The sequence below is a fragment of the Roseibium alexandrii DFL-11 genome, assembly GCF_000158095.2.
GTDB lineage: Bacteria > Pseudomonadota > Alphaproteobacteria > Rhizobiales > Stappiaceae > Roseibium > Roseibium alexandrii.
On sequence record NZ_CM011002.1, the window covers coordinates 1,443,414 to 1,462,086 of the forward strand.

Below are 18,673 nucleotides of genomic sequence, written 5' to 3' on the forward strand. Positions count from 1 at the left end.
TCCCCCTATACCAGATCCGCGTCGGTCACGATCTCAACAAGTGACGGACCATCATGGGCAATCGCCTCTGCGATAGCACTGTGCAGTTCTCCGGCTTCCGTGACACGATGACCATGCCCACCGCACAAACGAGCAAAAGCGGCAAAGGACGGGTTGGTGAGGCTTGTCTCCCAGACCGGCCACTCGCCCGACCGCTGTTCCTTGGAGATCTTACCGAGTTCAGAGTTGTTGAGAAGGATGTGCGTGATGTTCATGCCGTATTTCACGGCCGTGGTGAACTCCATCGCATACTGGCCGAACCCGCCGTCGCCAGAGATCGAGATGACCTTGCGGCCCCTGTATTCCTCAAAGTCCTGTGTAGCACACCAGGCGCCCAGCGCTGCCGGCAGACTGAAACCGATCGAACCAAGATATCCGGACATCAGGATGCGTTGGCCACGTGGCTCAAAATACCGGCCGAAGGAATAGGTGTTGTTGCCCACATCCACCGGAATGATCGCATCTTCCGGGCACAGCTCCGTCAGCGCCTTGAAGACGGCGGCCGAGTGGATCCCCCCTGTCCGCTCTTCCGAAAGGCGTCTTTCCTTTTCTTCGCGCCAAATGGCCCAGCGTTCCGCAACTTCCGCTTTTTGATCCGGTGCATCCGCGGGCCGTTTAACCTGTCCCAGCACAGCGTCGCAGAAGGTTCCAATCTCTCCCCAGACAGGCAGCGTGACGGGATGGAACTTGCCGAGCTGCATCCGCTCGAAGTCCACCTGTATGATCGGCTTGTAGGGTGCGATTCCTGTGTGATTTGAAAACGAGGACCCGAGAGAGACAATCAGATCCGCTTCGTTCATGAACCAGCTGGCAATAGGTGTGCCTGATCGGCCAAGGACACCGGCGGACAAGGGATGGGTATCCGGAATGAGGCCCTTACCCTTGAATGTTGTCAGCACCGGCGCATCCATCTTTTCGGCAAGCGCAATGACCTTGTCCCGCACATCCTTCGCCCCGTAACCAAGCACGATGGCCGGACGCTTGGCGCCATTGATCAGTTTGAGAGCTTCCTCTAGGTCTTCGGACGACGGCGTGACTTCAATCCGGCTCAACCGGCCTTGCGGATGTCCGGCCTCCTTGGCGCTGGGCAGGGTCTGCACATCATCCGGGAATATCAGGTTGGCAACATCGCGCTCAACCAGTGCCGTTTTCAGCGCCAGGGACATCAGCTCGGCATGCTTGGAGGTGCTAAGAACCGGTTGCGAAAATCTTGATACGGACTCAAATGCGGACTTCAGATCAATATCCTGAAAGGCACCCGGTCCGAAAACCTGCGTTTGCACCTGTCCTGTCAAAGCGAGCACAGGCGCCCGGTCCACCTTGGCGTCCCACAGGCCGGTCAGAAGATTGGTGGCTCCGGGTCCCGCAATCGTCAGACAGGCGGCGGGTTTGCCCGTCAACTTGCCATAGGCGGAGGCGGCAAAGGCGGCAGCGCCTTCGTGCCGGATCCCGATATAGCCGAGCTTGCCCTTGTTCACTTGACGCCGGATGGCATCGGCAAGCCCGAGGTTCGAGTGACCGACCATTCCGAAGATGCGCTTCACGCCCCAGTTGACCATGGTCTCGGCCATAACATCGGTCACGGTGCGTTCATGCTCCGGCTCTGGATCAAGTCCCACGAAAATCTCGCCGCTTTCGACCTTGAGAGGATAAAGCTCCTGTCCGCTGTCTTCGTGTCCGCCGGGCGGCTTTCCGGTCAGCGGGTCGAAATCCCACCCGTGCCAGGGACAGCGGATCCAGCACTTGCCATCCGCGCCCTTCTCAATGGAGCCTTCTCCGAGGGGCCCACGCTGATGCGGGCAGTGGTTTTCCATGGCCGCCCACTGACCATCGAAGTGAGACAGGCAAATGGAAGTGGTGCGCGCCGTAACCGTCTTGACCCGCCCCTCCGGCAAATCATCCACATGACCGACCTTGATCCAGTCGAGATTTTGAGCGTCCATTAATTCCTCCCTCAAAACTGATCGGCCCGGATCAGGCCACACCACCGTAAGTAACACCCGACAGGTTCGCCATTTCCCGTCTCCACGTTGTGAGATCGTGCTGATTGAACTGGTTCAAATGCGAATAGCCGCAGGCCCGCGCCATCACCTGCATCAGCTCAACCGATGCTTCGAAGAAGTTGGCGAGTTGGCGGGCGGATTTCTCGATCACAAGCCGGTTTACCAGATGCGGTTTCTGGGTCGCGATCCCGACAGGGCAATTGTTGGTATGACAGGCGCGCATGGCGATGCAGCCGATTGCTTGCATTGCGGCGTTGGAAACGGCAATCGCATCCGCGCCCAGCGCCATCGCTTTCACGAAATCCGCCGGCTTCCGGAGGCCTCCGGTAATCACCAGCGAAACATCATTCCGGCCCACCTTGTCGAGATGCCGACGGGCCCGCGCCAGCGCCGGGATTGTCGGCACGGAAATATTGTCCCGGAAAATGATCGGCGCAGCTCCAGTGCCCCCGCCGCGGCCATCCAGGATGATGTAATCAACCCCAATCTCCAGAGCCGCATCGATGTCTTTTTCGATATGCTGTGCGGAGAGCTTGTAGCCAATCGGAATGCCACCTGTCCGGCTACGCACCTCATCGGCGAAATCCCGGACTTGTTCGCAAACGGTCCAGTCGGGGAAGCGCGGCGGCGAGATCGCCGATTCCCCTTCATTCAGCCCCCGCACCTCGGCAATCTTGCCCTGCACCTTGGACCCCGGCAAATGGCCGCCGGTTCCGGTCTTGGCGCCCTGGCCTCCCTTGAAGTGGAATGCCTGGACCTTATTCAGCTTCTCCCAGTCGAACCCGAACCGTCCGGAGGCCAGCTCATAGAAATAGCGCGAGCAAGCTTGCTGTTCTTCCGGCAACATTCCGCCTTCACCGGAACAGATGCCGGTTCCAGCAAGCTCCGCACCCCGCGCAAGCGCGATCTTTGCCGGTTCGGACAAGGCGCCGAAGCTCATGTCCGAGACAAAAAGCGGGATCTTCAGGTGAAGCGGCTTTTGCGCATTCGGCCCGATGACAACATCTGTTCCGACCGGATCATCATCGAGCAGCGGGAAGCGCTGCAATTGTGCCGTCAGGATCTGGATGTCGTCCCAATCCGGCAGCTCCACACGCGGTACACCCATCGCGTCCACCACGCCGTGATGACCGGTCTTGGAAAGACCGTGTTTGGCATACCCCTGAATGAGTTTGGTATAGGGCTCTTCCTCAGTGCCATGAGATGTATCGGCGTAAAGCCCGAGATAGTCATCCCGCTGGAACGGCTGCGGATTGTCTTTGGCCCAAGCTGCGATCTCCTCCGCATCCACCCGCACTTCATCGCTTTCGACCCAGCTGGTGAATTTCTTCAAGACTTCCGAATTGTTGTATTCAGAAACGCCCGTATCAATGCGGTAGTCCCAGTAGTGAACGCCGCAAATAAGGTTGTCTCCATCCACATAGCCGTCGGACATCAGCGCCCCGCGGTGAAGACACCGCCCGTACATCACTGACACCGTCTCATCAAAGCGAACGACCACCAGATCGACATCTTCAACGAGCGCGTACTGTGGATCCCGGTCCGGCAATTCACTCCATTTGGCGACGGCGCGTGCTTTCATTTTCATTCCCCAGCTAGTGGCACAGCGTTTGTTCTACTGGGCCTTGGCGTTTTATGGTTGCTTCAAAACAGTCAGTAATTGATTGCGGACTGTCGTCCTTACATCTCCTGTCTCCATGATCAGCATGTGCTGAAGGCGCGCCTTGGAAAATGAGCGAGCAATAGATGGTTTGCCTGCAGGATTAGGTCTGGAAAGCCCTGCAGTCTCAAATCATAAGCAGATGACAGTGCCGTGTGGCAATCGTGAAATACCGCAAGGGAAGATAATTGAGCTGCGAGCCGCCCTGCCGCTCAACCTGAAAAAATACGCAATTCGCCCGATTGATCTGCGTCATTTTTCTGAGACGATGCATGTGTCAACTTTAATTGACACATTTGAGAGGTGATCCCATGCGCATCCTGTTTGTTCATCCAAACTACCACTCTGGTGGGCGCGGAAATCGCCGGGAGCTGGCCTTCCTGCCTGGGTCGCCTACCTCTCGGGGAGCCTCAAAAAAGGCAGGCTTTGACGACTTCATTTCGTCGATGCCATGACAAATGACCTTTCAGACGAGGAAATCGCCTCAGAGATCCGACGGATTTCACCGGATGTCATTGGGGTTACCTCCATCACCCCGTCGATTTACGCCGCCGAACGCATCCTTGAAATCGCAAGAGACGAGCACCCGCATGCGGTTCGGGTCCTCGGCGGTGTCCACGCCACCTTCATGTACAAGCAGGTTTTGAGCGAAGCGCCTTGGGTGGATGTCATCGTACGCGGCGAAGGCGAAGAAATCGTCATTGAGCTGATGCGGGCAATCGACGAAGAGCGGTGGCCGGAAGACCGCAGAACGATCAAGGGCATTGCTTTCAAGGAAGACAATCAGATCGTTGCGACCCATGCGGCCGCGACCGTGAAGGATCTTGACGCGATCGAGCCGGACTGGAACATCCTGGAATGGAACAAATACACCTATGTTCCGCTGGGCACCCGCGTTGCCATCCCGAACTTTGCCCGGGGATGCCCGTTCACTTGCTCCTTTTGTTCTCAGTGGAAGTTTTGGCGCGATTACCGGGTGCGCGATCCCAAGAAGGTTGTCGATGAAATCGAAAAGCTGGTCACCGAGCACAATGTCGGCTTTTTCATCCTTGCCGACGAAGAGCCCACCATCAACCGCAAGAAGTTCGTTGAATTCTGCAACGAGCTGATCGCACGCGGGCTGCCGGACAGAATCAAGTGGGGCATCAACACCCGCGTGACCGACATCATGCGCGACAAGGACCTCTTGCCGCTCTACCGCGAGGCCGGTCTGGTGCATGTGAGCCTTGGAACGGAAGCAGCGGCGCAGCTCAAACTCGACCAATTCAACAAGGAAACCAAGGTCAACGACAACAAGGAAGCCATCCGGCTTCTGCGGGAGGCCGACATCTTCGTCGAAGCCCAGTTCATTGTCGGGCTCGACAATGAAACCGAGGAAACCTTGGAAGAAACCTACAAGATGGCGTGGGACTGGCAGCCGGACCTTGCCAACTGGGCCATGTATACGCCCTGGCCGTTCACACCGCTCTTCCAGGAAATCCGAGATCAGGTCGAGGTGTTCGATTTTTCAAAATACAACTTCGTCACACCAATCATGAAGCCCAAAGCCATGACACGCGGCGAACTCTTGAATGGCGTCATGAAGAACTACCGGCGCTTCTACATGCAAAAGGCTTTGTTCCACTACCCGTGGCGCGGTACAGGCTTTCGCCGGCGCTATCTGCTGGGCTGCCTGAAAGCCTTCCTGAAGGCCGGGTTCGCCCGCACGTTCTACGATCTTGGCAAGGCAGGCTACTGGGGGCCGCAGTCCAAGGACAAGGTGCATTTCGACTTCGATGAGAACCGCACATTGGCAGAAGCCCAGGTGGCGGATTGGGAATCGGCGGCCGATCGTGCCGCGCGGGCAGCCGAGCGCCGCGAAGCTCTGCGGCTACAGGGCAAGGAACGGGCGTCAGAGCGCAAGAAAGCCTCAGCCGCGGCAGCGCTTGCCTGCGGTGGCAGCACTGAACAAATGGCGGAGAACGCCTGACATGGACCGGCAGAGCCTTCAGGCCGATGGCATGATCGGCCCGAATGCCTTGACCCAATTCCGCTCCCCCTTGGAAAAACGGGGCGGCCAGGACCTTTTCGAAACGCTCTTGCAGGACGCCCGCATCGCGAGCCTTCCAGATATGAGCGGCCTGATACCTGAAGGCCCGGTGGCGCGTTTTCACAAGACCATGCGGGCCACCCTGCCCGATCTTTCAGCGGAGATATCCAGGGCCGCCGGTGTTGGAACGGCCGACTATGTCTTGAAACACCGGATCCCCGGTCTGGCGCAAACGCTTTTGCAAGTGCTCCCAGCAAGCGTCTCAAAACATCTCTTGGCAAACGCCATTTCAAAAAACGCCTGGACCTTTGCAGGCTCCGGACATTTCGAAATCGCAGGACTCACACCCCTCATCTTTATCCTGAAAGACAACCCGCTGATCGCCGGAGAACACGCCGGTCGTCCGATTTGCCACTGGCATGTGGCTGTTTTCGAACGGTTGTTCCAGGAACTGATCGGCTCGCATGTCCGTGTTACAGAGACCGATTGCGGGGCCTGCGGGGCGGACGCCTGCCGGTTTGAGTTCAATATCTAGAAATGGGTAACACCGGACTGGATCTGGTCGGCTCAGTTCGCGGCCCCGGTGCCTTCAATCGCTGCAAATCGCACACGGGCATCCGGCGCAGACCGCTTGTCCGCGATTTCCAGAATGAGCTTCTTGCGCACAGCCGCTGCGAACGTGTCCGCGCTGTCGGCCGTCACCACAAAGGATCCAGGACCACCGATGATCTCGGAGAAAAACCGGTCTTCCAGATTGTAAGACACCGGACGGCCGGAACAGTGACGGCACAATACCGCAAGACCATTTATGACGATGCCGGAATTCACAACAGCGTCTCTGGCCTCAGTGATGCTTGGCCCGTTCCAGTTGTTGGCGCTGTCCGCCGACAAGTCGATCACCCGCCGCAATCCCTTGTATTCATTGGTGTCGATCAGCTCCTTGCCCTTTAGGAGCGCTGCCCCAATCGCATTGCGGCCAAACGCCTGACGGGGCGGTGCCATCAAACGCTCTGCAAAGAGCTGCGCGGACTGCGGTCCGTCGATCACCATCCAGTCGACCACGACGTCCTGGGAAAACATGTCCGCCCATTCGACATAGGTGATGGCGATCTTGCCATAAGCGTTGTCGGCAATGGCGTTCAGGACCTGCGGGTCAGTTATCGCTTCGGCATAGCCCTGGCGCTGGAACCTGATTTCCGCGTCGTCAATCGACCCCGTCGCGTCTGCCAGAAGCACAAGTTCCAGATCAAGTTCCTCGGACGCAGCAGACACAATCAATCCCTGCAACAAGACAACTATGATCACAATTATCCGCATGGTCTGCATCCTCCGCTACAACTCAGAAGATAGCTAGTGCCTGCTACCGGATCAGAAAGGGAGGCGAATAACATTTGTGCAGGTCCACCGGCCTTGTTCCGTTCAGGGGAATATCGGTCGCTCTCCCGCATCACGCACAAACAAGCCTTTTCTCAGCGTCTTACTGCGGCTGCGGATTTATACTTGTCAGAATTAATCGGCACTGGCCGTAATAAATCGGCACCAGAAAGTCTTAGCCGGGATTATCCGGGAATATGCAGGATTTCGCGGTTTTGATTTTTCAAGAGCAGCGGAACCAAACTCCGCTTGCTGGAAGAGTGCGCGGCTGCCCCGCTTAAAACCCAAATTTTCGAAAACAATTGATCCAAATAAGAACAAGCTGCTCTTTTTGCCTTGATCATTGCCGCCGTACCTTACGCGCTGACCTTTCTATCGATTGGAACCTTTACCCTTGGCTCCGGGCGGTCAATGTTGAGTGTTGGAATTCAGAGAGATCACTGGCGATTTTCTTAGATTGGTGTGCTTTGAAATTGTCGAGGAAAGCAATACCGTAACCTTTGCCTCTTGTGATCATCATCGCCGGTTGCCACGGCCAGCCAATCTGGAAGCGTTTATGAAGTTCATTCCCATTCTGGCTACAACGCTTGTCTCGCTCTTTTGGCCACTTGCGCCTCTAACAGCGCAAACGCCGGCACATCCCGACTACGCAGGCAGCCAGACATGTGTTGGATGCCATGAAGCAGAGGCTGAATCCTGGGCAACGTCTCATCATGCAAAAGCATGGATGGAGCCTTCTGAAACAACCGTCGACGGTGATTTTGGGGGCGTTGAATTCGCGCACCGGGGGCGAACGACCCGGTTCTTTCAAAAGGATGGAGAGTACTTCATTGAAACGACCGACTTTCCTGACGGACCCACAACACTAAAGGTGGTGGGTGTCGGTGGCATATATCCGCTCCAGCAATACCTGATCGAAACCAAGCCGGGACGCCTGCAATCCCTTGACATCGCCTGGGATCAGGACCTGAAGACCTGGTATCACATCTATGAGGGTCAGGAGCTGAAACCGGAAGACGGCTTTCACTGGAGCGGACCTTACAAGAATTGGAATGCCCGCTGCGCCGAGTGCCACGCAACCGGATTTGAAAAAAACTATGATCCGCGCGAGCGCCGCTATTCAAGTATGCAGGCGGAAATCGGTGTCGGCTGCGAAGCCTGCCACGGACCGGGCGAGGCTCATGTCACTTGGGCAGAACATCAAGGTGGAGCGAGCAAGAGCCCGTTCCCGGGTCTAGGACCAACCGGCTTGATGGTGGCCTTTAGCGAAAACAACGCCGAAACAGAAATCCAGCAATGTGCCGGGTGCCATTCCCGCCGGGAAGCCTTTGAGGACGGGAATCCGCTCCCAGGGACACCTTTCCACGATGCCTATCGGCTGGCGCTTTTGCGGAACGGTCTTTATCACGCCGACGGGCAAATCCTGGATGAGGTCTATGTCTATGGCTCGTTCCTCCAGTCCAAAATGTATGACAAGGGGGTGCGTTGCTCCAACTGCCACGAGCCGCACAGCGGAGCGCTGCGCGCGCAAGGCAATGCCATCTGCACCCAATGCCATTCAGAGGCTGGCAACACGCGCTTTCCGAGCTTGACGCTGAAGGTCTATGACGACCCATCTCATCACTTCCATGAAACAGATACTGCGGACGCTCAATGTGTGTCCTGCCACATGATCGAGCGCACCTATATGGGGATCGATGAACGCCGGGATCACTCGTTCCGTGTTCCGCGCCCGGATCTCTCCGCCGCGATCGGGACGCCAAATGCCTGCAACGATTGTCATACAGAAAAAACGCCGGATTGGGCGTCAACAGAGCTCCAAACGCGCTTTCCGGACAGCCCGCACCGCGGCCCCCATTTTGGCGAAGTCTTTCACGCAGCAAGAAACGGAGCTTCCGGGATCGGGCCCGATCTTCTCCAAATTGCCCACCATGCCGCATTTCCAGCAATCGTGCGGGCATCGGCGCTTGACTTGTTGAGTACCAGTGATGGCTCGGACCTGTCCGGTAAAACGGATACCCTTCTTGAAGATGATAGTCCGATTGTTCGGGCCGCAGCGCTGAAACTGCTCCAGAGGTTGCCACCTCAAGCCCGATTGGTTCCGGTGCTGAAGGCCTTGGACGATCCATCAAAGGCCGTTCGGATCGAGGCCGCCCGCCAACTACTCGGGCTGCAAACCGCCCGTTTGCCGGAAAATTCACTTGCAAGCGCCCGATCGGCGTCCAAAGAATGGCAAGCAGCGCTTGCCAACAAGACCGATTTCCCGGAAACGCATATGGTCATCGGTGGGACCAGCCTCGCAATGCGCAACTGGCCGGCAGCAATTGCTGCCTTTACAGAGGTCACACGCCTAGATCCGCAATTGGTCCAAGCGTGGGTTTTTCTTGTCCGGCTCAATCTCGCGCTTCAAAATCCGGCTGCGGCCGAGCTTGCCCTTCAGAAGGCGCTGCTTGCCAACCCGGAGGCGCAAGAATTGCGCGCGTTGCGTGAAAATTCAATTTTGCAGTAGGAGTTCAGCTGGAAGGTACCAAGGTCGCACAAGTCGTCATGGGCCCGTTGTCCAAAACCGGTTAGCCGGCCCAGTGGAAAAACACCAAGTCCTACATAAAGTCTCACGTTATTCTGGACGTCGCGAGGCTTATCATTTTCACAAAGCGACAAAGAACAATGCTACAACGACGGCAATAAGATAAGCGACCAAGTGTGTGAGTGTATCAGGCGGCTTGATGAGATTTTTGTTTGTGCTCGCGGTTTCAATTGTCGTTGCGTCCTGTGCTCCAAACCGGCCGCCTGCCCTACCCACAGATTATTCGGATTCGGTAATGCCGTGGGGTGTGGTTGATATCGATGCGGATCCGCCCGCTGTTGTTCTTCCTGGCCGGCGGATAAACAGCTTGCCAAGCAGCGCATCGGTTGTGAAGGATCTGCGGCGTGGCCGGTCAGGCTCGTATGAATATCCTGTTCTCTCGATTTCCGGCGGCGGATCCCACGGTGCCTGGGGCGCAGGCTTTCTGAAAGGTTGGTCTGAGACCGGGACGCGCCCTGATTTTCGGGTCGTGACAGCAATGTCGGTTGGCGCTCTCTTGGCAACACCTGCCTTTTCTCGGGCCTGAATACGATCGGATCCTCACGCGTTTTTTTGTCGAAGGCAAACAGTCTGAGTTTTACCGGGTCGGGCCGGGAACCATCATCGGCGGCTTGCTGGGTAGCGGGCACTTTGCAGACAACACACCCGGGCTCAAACTCCTAAACGAACTGCTAGACGACACAGTAATTGACGCCGTCGCCAGGGAGTATCGCAACGGACGCCGGCTGTATGTTTCGACCGCAAATTTCGATAACAATCGCTGGACACTCTGGGATTTGGGTGCGATTGCCGCGTCTGGGGAACCGGATCGTTATCACCGTTACCGGCAAGTGATCCTTGCTGCAATTGCATTGCCTGCTGCGTTCCCACCTGTCTACTTCCCTGTTGAGGTTGCCGGGAAAACCTACGGGCAGATGCATCTGGATGCCGGCACGAATTTCGTTTTCTTCGGATCCTTCATGACCGGCACAGATGCCGCTGCACTCGCAGAAGCAAACCTACAAGTTGATGTTGAACCTGTTGTCTATGCCTTGATGAACACACAGCGGGAGCCAAACTTGGCGGCGAACCCATCAGGTGCGCCTCTCGACCTTGCCGGACGGGCCTACCAGCGGATCGGCCGATTTGCGTCCTACGCGGCACTGGACCGGCTTTGGGTGTATGCAACCGAAAGGGATGCCGAGGTTCGAATTGCGTATATCCCTGATGACTTGCCGATCCCATTTGATGTCTTTGAATTTCCCCAACCGCAAATGTCGGAACTCTTTGACGAGGGACGGCGCGCTGCGGCAGGGTATCCGTTCCTCAACAGGCCACCGGATTTGCCGCCGCCGCCGCCGAGTGACACTGAAAAAAGCCATGTAAACGCCAGGGTGAATTGACGGCCTAAATCGTGCCAGGTGGACCTATTTCGGACCGCTGGCCTTCGGGATAACGCACGGTTTTTCCGAACCTGCATTATCATTCCCAGCGCCCCCTGCCCCAAAGACAGCGCCGAGAATATTCAAAGGCGTTGAAACGATTTCAGCGACCGCACGTCCAGCACCCCCGCCGGACAAAACGACGATCTCGGGCCCTGCCAAAGGCCCTCGAACAGCGAATGTTGTTACGATTTCGACCAAATCAGGACGCTTTGCCCTCGGAACAAACTCCAGGACGATGGTTCCATTTTTCAAATCGACGGATCCTCCACCAACGATTTGAACATTGTCTGTTTCGATCACAATCGACCTGGATGACCCAACACCATTCTTGAACGACATTGGTACCTTGGCACACACAAGTTTGGCCGTCCCATCCCCGTTACCGGAGCCAAACATCCATCGGATCAGGCTCATGCCACTCAGGTCAATGATCCGGGAACCGACAGTGCCGCCCCAGACCGATACAGCCGTCTTACCGCTCACCGACTTGATGATTTGATCGAAAGAAACGCCAGCACCTTTAATATCATAGCTTGCATAAACACTGCCGGTGACGATGGGATCCAGTCCCAAGTAACTTAGCAATGCCCCAAGCTTCAACTTTTCGATCCGGCCATCCAGGGAGAAATTTGGAGCCTCCGATTTCAGATCAACATCAAGACTGCTTTCTGCGGAGCCGCCAATAAATTGAAACCGAACCGGATCGAGCCGCACCAACCGTTCGCGGTAGGAAAGCTGGGCCTCCAACCCGCTTGCAGCCTCTCCGGCTTCCGCAATGCGATCGACTTGAATGGTCAAATCGGCACTCAAGGCATCCATTAAATCAGTATCGATCTCAACCGACACCTCATTGCCTTGGTTGTCTTGCCCTCCAGACAGGAACAACGCTGTACGAACAGTCCTCTGGATGTCCTTTAGGTGGACAAGCTCAGAGAAAATACCGCCGTTAAGGGCAATATATCCATCGGCCCGCCGGGCACTCAAATCGCCTGATAAACGTGTTTCGTCCACGGCCAGTTCGCCTGAAAAACCGACCTCCTCGCTGCCGTAATACGCATGGCCGGTAAAATTTGCTTGCCCTTGTGTAACTGCTTCAAGACCCAATCGGTTTCCAAGGCTTGCGATGTCGGGCACATTAACAGCTGCCCGAATGGCTGGATAAATGTCGCCACCTTTCTCAAAATCCTGACGATCCAAAGCTAACGAAAAGAAGCTGGTCTCTTGCGCTGCAAGTTTCAGGTGCGTCATCGACAAGGTCCCGCTCTCGTCACTCAGCGACAGCGTTCCCTGCAACCGGCCTAAATCACCCTTTTGATCTGGATCGGGCCAGCCTAGCAGCTGCGCAGTATCCAGATTGAACCGCCCCTCAACATCGATGCCTTGCAACTGAAGTGCGTCACGCATGTTGCCGTCAAAGGCATAAACTGGAGGGTCCGATTGTCCGGCAACCACAGACAAACCCAATAGCGCCAATTTGCCTTCCGGGTCCCGCACAATTCGATCGACCTGAACCGGCCCAATCCTCTGAAGTTCGCCGGACGCCAGGTTGGTCTGGACTGTTAGATCAGCAATAAAGAAGCGCTCCCGGTCTCCTTTGATCGCGCCCGAAAACCGTTCAACATCCACCTGGAAAACGGATTGAGGCGCAATGTCTTGAGAACGGCCCGTCTCGACATCGACCGCAAATTCGAGATCCGCGCCTTCACCGCTGACCATATTTTGGACGGCCCCAGATATTGAGACCGATGCAATGTTCTCAAGCTGCAGGTCAAGCTGGAGTTCGGTCATGGCGAGCGCATCGATTGACCCGGCGTGACTGGCGGTCATGGATGCCGTTCCCTCTATCACACGTCTCAGATCCAAAAGGTCAAGCAGGTTACCCAATGACGAAATTGATACTTCAAGCTTTGCAGCGACCGCGGCTATGGGCTGACGAAGGTCCAGATCGCCGGACGTGCGCAATTCGCCCCCCGGCAAGCCGATTTGCAAGTCAAAGGGTCCGGTTTTGCTGCCATCAGCACTGTTGTGCGGATTGGTAAAAACTGCCAACAAAGTTGCCGGCGTATCGTCGACCCGCAGTTTGGCCTCAACGAGCAGGTCTGAGCGAGACGCGCTTGCCTGTGATGACAGTTTATCGACGACGATCTCGTATCCCCATCCGTTCCCTTTGTCCGGATCTATCAGGACGATGTCTTCCAAAACGAGGTCTTCCGACATCGGATCTGTGAGCAGACGGGTCGGCAGACCGGCAAAGTTTCCAAGGTTCGAAACAGCGTCATCTTCGGCATTCTCCGGCAACTCGCCGGCCAAATATACCGTCACACCACGTAACAGGATCGCCGATGGTTTCGGGTCTCCGGACAAGAGCGCATGAAGCGGGATCTTGACATCAACATGGTCGATGGCGTGCCATGGGGTTTCATTTGCGGCCGGATCACGGCGCGCGAGCCGGATGTCGCTTGCAGAAAAACCAATCAACGGCCCGAGACCGACCGTCACATCACCGCCGATTTCGACTTGTCGTTCAAGAGCTTCGGTCAGGGCATAGGCTGCGACGGCGGTTCGAAGCCCACTTGCAAATGGCGTATACAGAACCGCTGCGACCAACATGATGCTGATAAAGAACACGAGCAGCCCTGCACCAAGGGTTCGCTTGAGGCTCGGCATCAGCATGGTCGGCGTCCCTGATCCTCAGGCTTGGTTGCCAAGCCGCGTTTACTGTTCGTCCGCCAGTTTCGCACGCGCTTCATCAAACGCTGCAAACTCCTTGAACGCGACATAGTAGGTGTAGATGTTCTTGACGTATTTTATCGGTTCAACACCCGCTGCCTTGGCAACTTCCCATTCGACGCTGTCGAACCAGGTGTTGGGGTCACTTGCTTTCTTGCGGACCCTGGCAACACGGTTTGGTCCAGCATTGTAGGACGCAAGAACGAACAGGATCTTTTGGAATTCCGGGATATCTGCGTCGGGAAAGTAGGTGTCTGCAACGAACCGATTGTATTTTGCACCTGCCTCTATGTTGCCTTCAAGATCCCGAAAATTCTTGATGTTGACGCTTTTGTCTTTTGCAGTGGATGGCAAGAGCTGCATGATACCCACGGCGCCTGCATGGCTTTTGGCATTGTTGTTAAACCGGGATTCCTGGAACGCCTGCGCCGCCAACAGATAAGGGTCAATGTTGTATTTCTTGCCCATTTCATCAAAGAGGACCATTAGCTGTTCCAGTTTCTCCTGGTACGCTTCGATCTTCGGGTTCACGATCCTGTTTGTGTCTGAAAAATAGCGTTTCGTCAGAATGTTGCCGAGTTCCGTGCCGACTTTCGCAGTTTTCATGAAGCCGTCGACCTCGGCCTTCATTAAGGGACTGTCCTTGCGGATGGCCCAGGCAATCTCTGCATCTTCTCGCAAAGGGGCGGTCTCGTGCACGACAAGGTTCTTGAAAACCGGTGCCCATAGGGCCGCGGTATAGTCGTCGACGACAGTAGCCTTGATCAAACCTGTATCGACCATTTCCAGAAGGTCTTCGTCTTCAAAAAACTCCGAGACTTCGATAATTTCCACTTGCTCAAGATTCTTTGCCGCTAACGCCTCATTCAATTGCACCAAGCTCTCAAAATAACTGGAAGAGGCCCGGATATGAATTTCCATACCTGCAAAGTCTTCGACAGACGTTGGTTTCTTGTCTTCTACTGCTGTGACAAGGACTTCGTTCACACCGGTGTGGAGTGGATCTCCAAAGTCGACAGTTTCCAGACGTTCCGGTGTCACCGTTAGGTTGGCAACAACCACGTCGCCCTTTCCCTCGACCAGATCGGGCAACAAACGATCCCGTCTCGTCGGAATGAGTACGACAGCGATCTTGTCCGTTTCGTTCTTGATGCCCTTGTTGATGTGGGTGTCAAAGGCGCGCAGAAATTCCACTGCGAGGCCATGTTCCTCGCCATCTGAAATGAAGTAATCCGTTAGGGAATACGAAATGAGTGCACGGACAATCTTGTCCTGTTTCATCTCGTCAAAATCGCCAAGGAAAGGCTCTTGAACGGCGCGGATCATTTTTTCAGCGCGCTCCAATGCCTGCGCTGGAGCGATGCTTGCTACGGCAATCATACCTGCAAAGAGACAGCGAAGTATCATATCGTTCCTCCCACAAAGCTTATCCTGCGGACTTCCGTTCAATCGCCGAAGGGTGTTTATCGGCCACCTCGCTGGCGCACACATTCGTAACCGACGACGCAACTCTTGTTGTCTTTTGTTGGCGCTGTAACCGGGATCAGAGCAACTTGTGGATCAACGCATTGTTCAACGCTGGCAACGACCTGCTCGAAGGCCTGGTTTCCAGTCTTAAAATTGGCCCGTCCCTGCGATTTCGTGTAATTCTGCGCAGCCTCACATGTCATGGAGTTTGTGTCCGGCGCCCGTTGGGCATGGCCGATTGATGGAGGGAGTGCCAGGAATGCAAGCGCTCCAATGACCAGATGAACCCTCAGATCTTCAATATTCCAACGGTACAAGATCGGTGTCCTCCAAATGATAGGTGCCGGGGGCAACGAGCCTTCATGACCTCGCCTGCTTGTGAACAGGACCGAAGCACACGGGTCATCCGCCCCGCATATGATCCAAAAGCGCCTGTGAGGGCTGACCGGTGACCAACAAGCCGTTGGCCTGCTGATAGGCGCTGATGGCCTGAGCCGTCCCGGGACCCATGCGTCCATCAACAGCGCCCGGATCGTATCCCTTTGCAGCGAGTGCCCCTTGAATCCCGGAAACGAGCGGACTGGACGCGGACACAGGCGCCGCAGGGCGCCGCAATTCACGTTGTTGACGCTTTTGGTCATTGGCGCCGACGATTGCACCGCCAACGCCGCCCACCAGAGCGCCAACGGCCGCACCGCGGCCACCTCCAATAATGCCGCCAATGGCAAGCCCGCCAATCCCGCCAATCACGCCACTTTTAAACGGATCGGCCAGTGCAGGCGCAGGCGTGAGCAGCGCCACAGATAGGGCACAGACTGCAATATGGAGCCGAGTTACGGAGCGAGTTCTTTGAACGCCGGTTATCATTGCATCTTCTCCCCGTTTGCCCAGGTTTCAACCGTCTGGGTGCCGTCGGGCGCTGTGACCAGAACCATGCCGTCCGGTTTTTGATCGACAAACCGTCCCTGGATAGCGGTGCCATCGGGTGTCAGGTAATTGCCGATACCATTCGGCTTGCCGCCGCTGAATTGCCCGGCATAGATGCCACCGGTGTTGTCCTCATACCGTCCGATACCGTCGGCCAGGCCCGTCTTGAAGCCCCCTGCATAGAACTCGCCGTTGGCGTGAAGAAGGAGCCCCTCTCCCTCAAAGACACCCGCGGCCAACTCGCCCAGATAGGTTTCCCCATCAACGCCTTTCAGATAGCCAAATCCGTCTGGCTGCCCAGCTTTGAACGTGCCTTCATAAACGTTGCCGGCAGCATCTGTCAGACTTCCAAACCCGTCCATCGCACCTCCGGTAAATGTGCCCTGGAACCGATCTCCATTTGCAGAAAGCGTCGATCCGGGGCCCGTTGGTTCACCGTCGATGAACACAGCTTCCAAACGGTCAAACCCTTGCCCGTCTTCGGCGTTGAATTGCATGATCCCCGGACCATTCAGTTTTCCACCGAGCATCGCGCCGTTGTAGGTGCCAACAAGCGCCCCGTCCTCAACCCAAACCAGCGTCCCAATCCCCGATGCCTTGCCATTGGCGCAGGCACCGGACCAGGTGGCGATCACGGTCTCTGTCGGCGTGTCGGACCAAATCTCACAGCCGGTAACGGGGTCCTGGGCCCAATGGTCTTGTGCGGCTTGCGACAGGCCCGGCAGGGCCATCATTGCAACCGCGGTCATGGAGAAAAGAGTTCTCAGCATCGTTCCTACCCTCTAAGTCCCGAAAAAAACGGCGCCCAGTTTCCAAGGCGCCGCTTCTTCATCAGTTGTTGCCTGCGTTGGCGAGCGCCTGCACTGCGTCGTCGACATTGAATTTCGCGGGCTTCTGACGAGGCGGAAACTCCTCAAACGTGGCGATGTAGTCGGAGACGAACTTCTGTGCTGGAACCAGCGCAAAAATCCTCTTGATCCACCACCGATTGTAGTTGTTTGAATCGGTGTCAGCTCGTTCGTACATGTCCGTGCGAAGATTGAAGATTTTCGGGATACGTAGGGAGACAAAAGGCTCAGTCCACACGTCAAAGGTTTTTGCACGTTGCTCCTTGAAGACCAGCTTCCAGTCGTCGTAGCGCAGGGCTACCAGTTGACCGCCATCGTTCCAGTAGAAGAAGGCTTGCCGTCCCCATCCGGCGTCCCTTACGGCATCTTCCGTCAGGATCGGCAGGCTACGAGCCGCTTCTCCGGTCAAATTTGGCAAGAGGTTGAACCCGTCGAGGTGCACTTTATATTCTCGGTCGTTCAGCGTCGTTCCGTCCATCAATTTTTGCTTGATGTCAGGATCCCCAGCTGCCGCCATGAGAGTCGGCACCCAATCGAGGGCAGACGTTGTTGGGTTGATCACCACGCCGTCTGGAATTTGACCTGGCCAACGCACCAGCATGGGTACGCGGTAGCCGCCTTCCCAGTTGGTATTCTTTTCACCGCGAAACGGGCTCAGACCGCCGTCAGGCCATTCATTGTAATGCGGACCGTTATCGGCTGTGTAGAGAACGATCGTGTTCTCAGCGATCCCGAGTTCATCGAGAAGGTCGAGCACCTGGCCGACATGACCGTCATGCTCTACCATTCCGTCTGCGAACACGCCAAGACCGGTTACACCTTGGCTCTCTTCTTTGAGGTGGGTGTAAAAATGCATCCGTGACGTGCTCAGCCAAGTGAACCAGGGCTTGCCGTCTTCTGTGTTCGAGCGAATAAACTCCATCGCCCGGCCTACGAATTCCTCATCAGCCGTCTTCATGCGCTCCTGCGTCAAAGGGCCGGTGTCTTCACATACCTGCATGCCCATCGGACCAAAGCGGGCATCATCTATATCGCTTACCGTATCACTGGCTTTACAATCGAGAACACCGCGCGGGCCAAACTCGGCGCGGAAGGCTGGATCCGAAGGATAATCCGGGTTTTCCGGCTCTTCTTCCGCGTTCAAGTGATAGAGGTTGCCAAAGAATTCGTCGAACCCGTGGACAGTTGGCAGGAACTCATTGCGGTCCCCCAAGTGGTTTTTGCCGAACTGCCCGCTCACGTATCCGAGCGGCTTTAGCATCTTTGCGAGTGTTGGGTCTTCCGCTTGCAGACCGATCGATGCGCCCGGGAAGCCAACTTTTGTCAAGCCCGTTCGGATCGGAGACTGGCCGGTGATAAATGCAGATCTCCCAGCCGTGCAGCTTTGCTCTGCATAGTAGTCGGTAAATAACGCTCCACCGCTTGCGATGCGGTCGATGTTAGGCGTTTTGTACCCCGCCATGCCGCGGCTGTAGGCACTCACATTGCTGATACCGACATCATCGGCCATGATCATCAAAATGTTTGGTTTGGTGTCCTGTGCGAGCGCTGGCAGCGCCCCTGGCAGTGCCAGGGCACAGGCCAT

14 protein-coding genes and 1 pseudogene are annotated in these 18,673 nt (G+C 56.1%); 6 read left to right on the forward strand and 9 right to left on the reverse strand.

Translation table 11 applies throughout. From position 1 onward, the window contains the following. Positions 1–5: 5 nt before the first annotated feature. Together SADFL11_RS06760 and SADFL11_RS06765 are read right to left on the reverse strand one after the other, a co-directional pair. Positions 6–1,982: a thiamine pyrophosphate-dependent enzyme gene (locus SADFL11_RS06760; protein WP_008195624.1), complete on the reverse strand. Its 1,977-nt coding sequence runs from the start codon at positions 1,980–1,982 to the stop codon at positions 6–8. Between the two features lie 31 nt (positions 1,983–2,013). Beyond that, positions 2,014–3,624, reverse strand: coding sequence for a glutamate synthase-related protein (locus SADFL11_RS06765; RefSeq protein ID WP_040453369.1), 1,611 nt, complete (start codon positions 3,622–3,624; stop codon positions 2,014–2,016). 142 nt (positions 3,625–3,766) lie between these two features. Here SADFL11_RS06765 and SADFL11_RS06770 point away from each other — a divergent pair, with 142 nt between their 5' ends. From SADFL11_RS06770 to bchJ, 3 genes and pseudogenes are all read left to right on the forward strand, one after another. After that, positions 3,767–4,009 carry a hypothetical protein gene (locus SADFL11_RS06770; RefSeq protein ID WP_134852933.1) on the forward strand — a complete coding sequence of 81 codons (243 nt, stop codon included), beginning with the start codon at positions 3,767–3,769 and terminating at the stop codon, positions 4,007–4,009. A 4-nt stretch (positions 4,010–4,013) separates the two neighbouring features. Next, a pseudogene (bchE, locus tag SADFL11_RS06775) lies at positions 4,014–5,671 on the forward strand (magnesium-protoporphyrin IX monomethyl ester anaerobic oxidative cyclase). Position 5,672: 1 nt separating this feature from the next. Beyond that, a complete protein-coding gene (bchJ, locus tag SADFL11_RS06780) occupies positions 5,673–6,266 on the forward strand; it encodes a bacteriochlorophyll 4-vinyl reductase (protein ID WP_008191807.1) in 594 nt (197 codons plus the stop codon). Positions 6,267–6,298: 32 nt separating this feature from the next. Here the strand turns inward: bchJ and SADFL11_RS06785 are convergent, their stop codons facing one another. Beyond that, positions 6,299–7,048, reverse strand: coding sequence for a DUF1194 domain-containing protein (locus SADFL11_RS06785; protein WP_209002753.1), 750 nt, complete (start codon positions 7,046–7,048; stop codon positions 6,299–6,301). Positions 7,049–7,661: 613 nt separating this feature from the next. On the opposite strand from SADFL11_RS06785, the gene SADFL11_RS06790 reads away from it, so the two are divergent. The 3 genes from SADFL11_RS06790 (at position 7,662) to SADFL11_RS06800 (ending at position 11,074) form a co-directional block, all read left to right on the forward strand. Next, positions 7,662–9,614: a multiheme c-type cytochrome gene (locus SADFL11_RS06790; RefSeq protein WP_040453367.1), complete on the forward strand. Its 1,953-nt coding sequence runs from the start codon at positions 7,662–7,664 to the stop codon at positions 9,612–9,614. A gap of 217 nt (positions 9,615–9,831) precedes the next feature. After that, positions 9,832–10,218: a patatin-like phospholipase family protein gene (locus SADFL11_RS06795; RefSeq protein WP_040451964.1), complete on the forward strand. Its 387-nt coding sequence runs from the start codon at positions 9,832–9,834 to the stop codon at positions 10,216–10,218. Further along, positions 10,178–11,074 carry a hypothetical protein gene (locus tag SADFL11_RS06800; RefSeq protein WP_008188936.1) on the forward strand — a complete coding sequence of 299 codons (897 nt, stop codon included), beginning with the start codon at positions 10,178–10,180 and terminating at the stop codon, positions 11,072–11,074. The genes SADFL11_RS06795 and SADFL11_RS06800 overlap by 41 nt, the downstream gene beginning before the upstream one ends. A 24-nt stretch (positions 11,075–11,098) precedes the next feature. Here SADFL11_RS06800 and SADFL11_RS06805 read toward each other — a convergent pair whose 3' ends face one another. From SADFL11_RS06805 to SADFL11_RS06830, 6 genes are all read right to left on the reverse strand, one after another. Next, a complete protein-coding gene (locus SADFL11_RS06805) occupies positions 11,099–13,789 on the reverse strand; it encodes an AsmA family protein (protein WP_008197405.1) in 2,691 nt (896 codons plus the stop codon). Positions 13,790–13,831: 42 nt separating this feature from the next. Further along, positions 13,832–15,253, reverse strand: a complete 1,422-nt coding sequence (locus SADFL11_RS06810; RefSeq protein WP_040451962.1) for an MltF family protein — start codon at positions 15,251–15,253, stop codon at positions 13,832–13,834. 56 nt (positions 15,254–15,309) lie between these two features. Next, a complete protein-coding gene (locus SADFL11_RS06815) occupies positions 15,310–15,630 on the reverse strand; it encodes a hypothetical protein (RefSeq protein WP_008193534.1) in 321 nt (106 codons plus the stop codon). 85 nt (positions 15,631–15,715) lie between these two features. Next, on the reverse strand, positions 15,716–16,180 hold the full coding sequence (locus tag SADFL11_RS06820) for a peptidoglycan-binding domain-containing protein (protein WP_134852934.1): 465 nt from the start codon (positions 16,178–16,180) through the stop codon (positions 15,716–15,718). Then, positions 16,177–17,010: an MORN repeat-containing protein gene (locus tag SADFL11_RS06825; protein WP_008193835.1), complete on the reverse strand. Its 834-nt coding sequence runs from the start codon at positions 17,008–17,010 to the stop codon at positions 16,177–16,179. The genes SADFL11_RS06820 and SADFL11_RS06825 overlap by 4 nt, the downstream gene beginning before the upstream one ends. Before the next feature lie 61 nt (positions 17,011–17,071). Then, the gene (locus SADFL11_RS06830) at positions 17,072–18,673 is read right to left on the reverse strand and encodes an arylsulfatase (RefSeq protein ID WP_228198280.1); all 1,602 of its coding nucleotides are present in this window, start codon (positions 18,671–18,673) and stop codon (positions 17,072–17,074) included.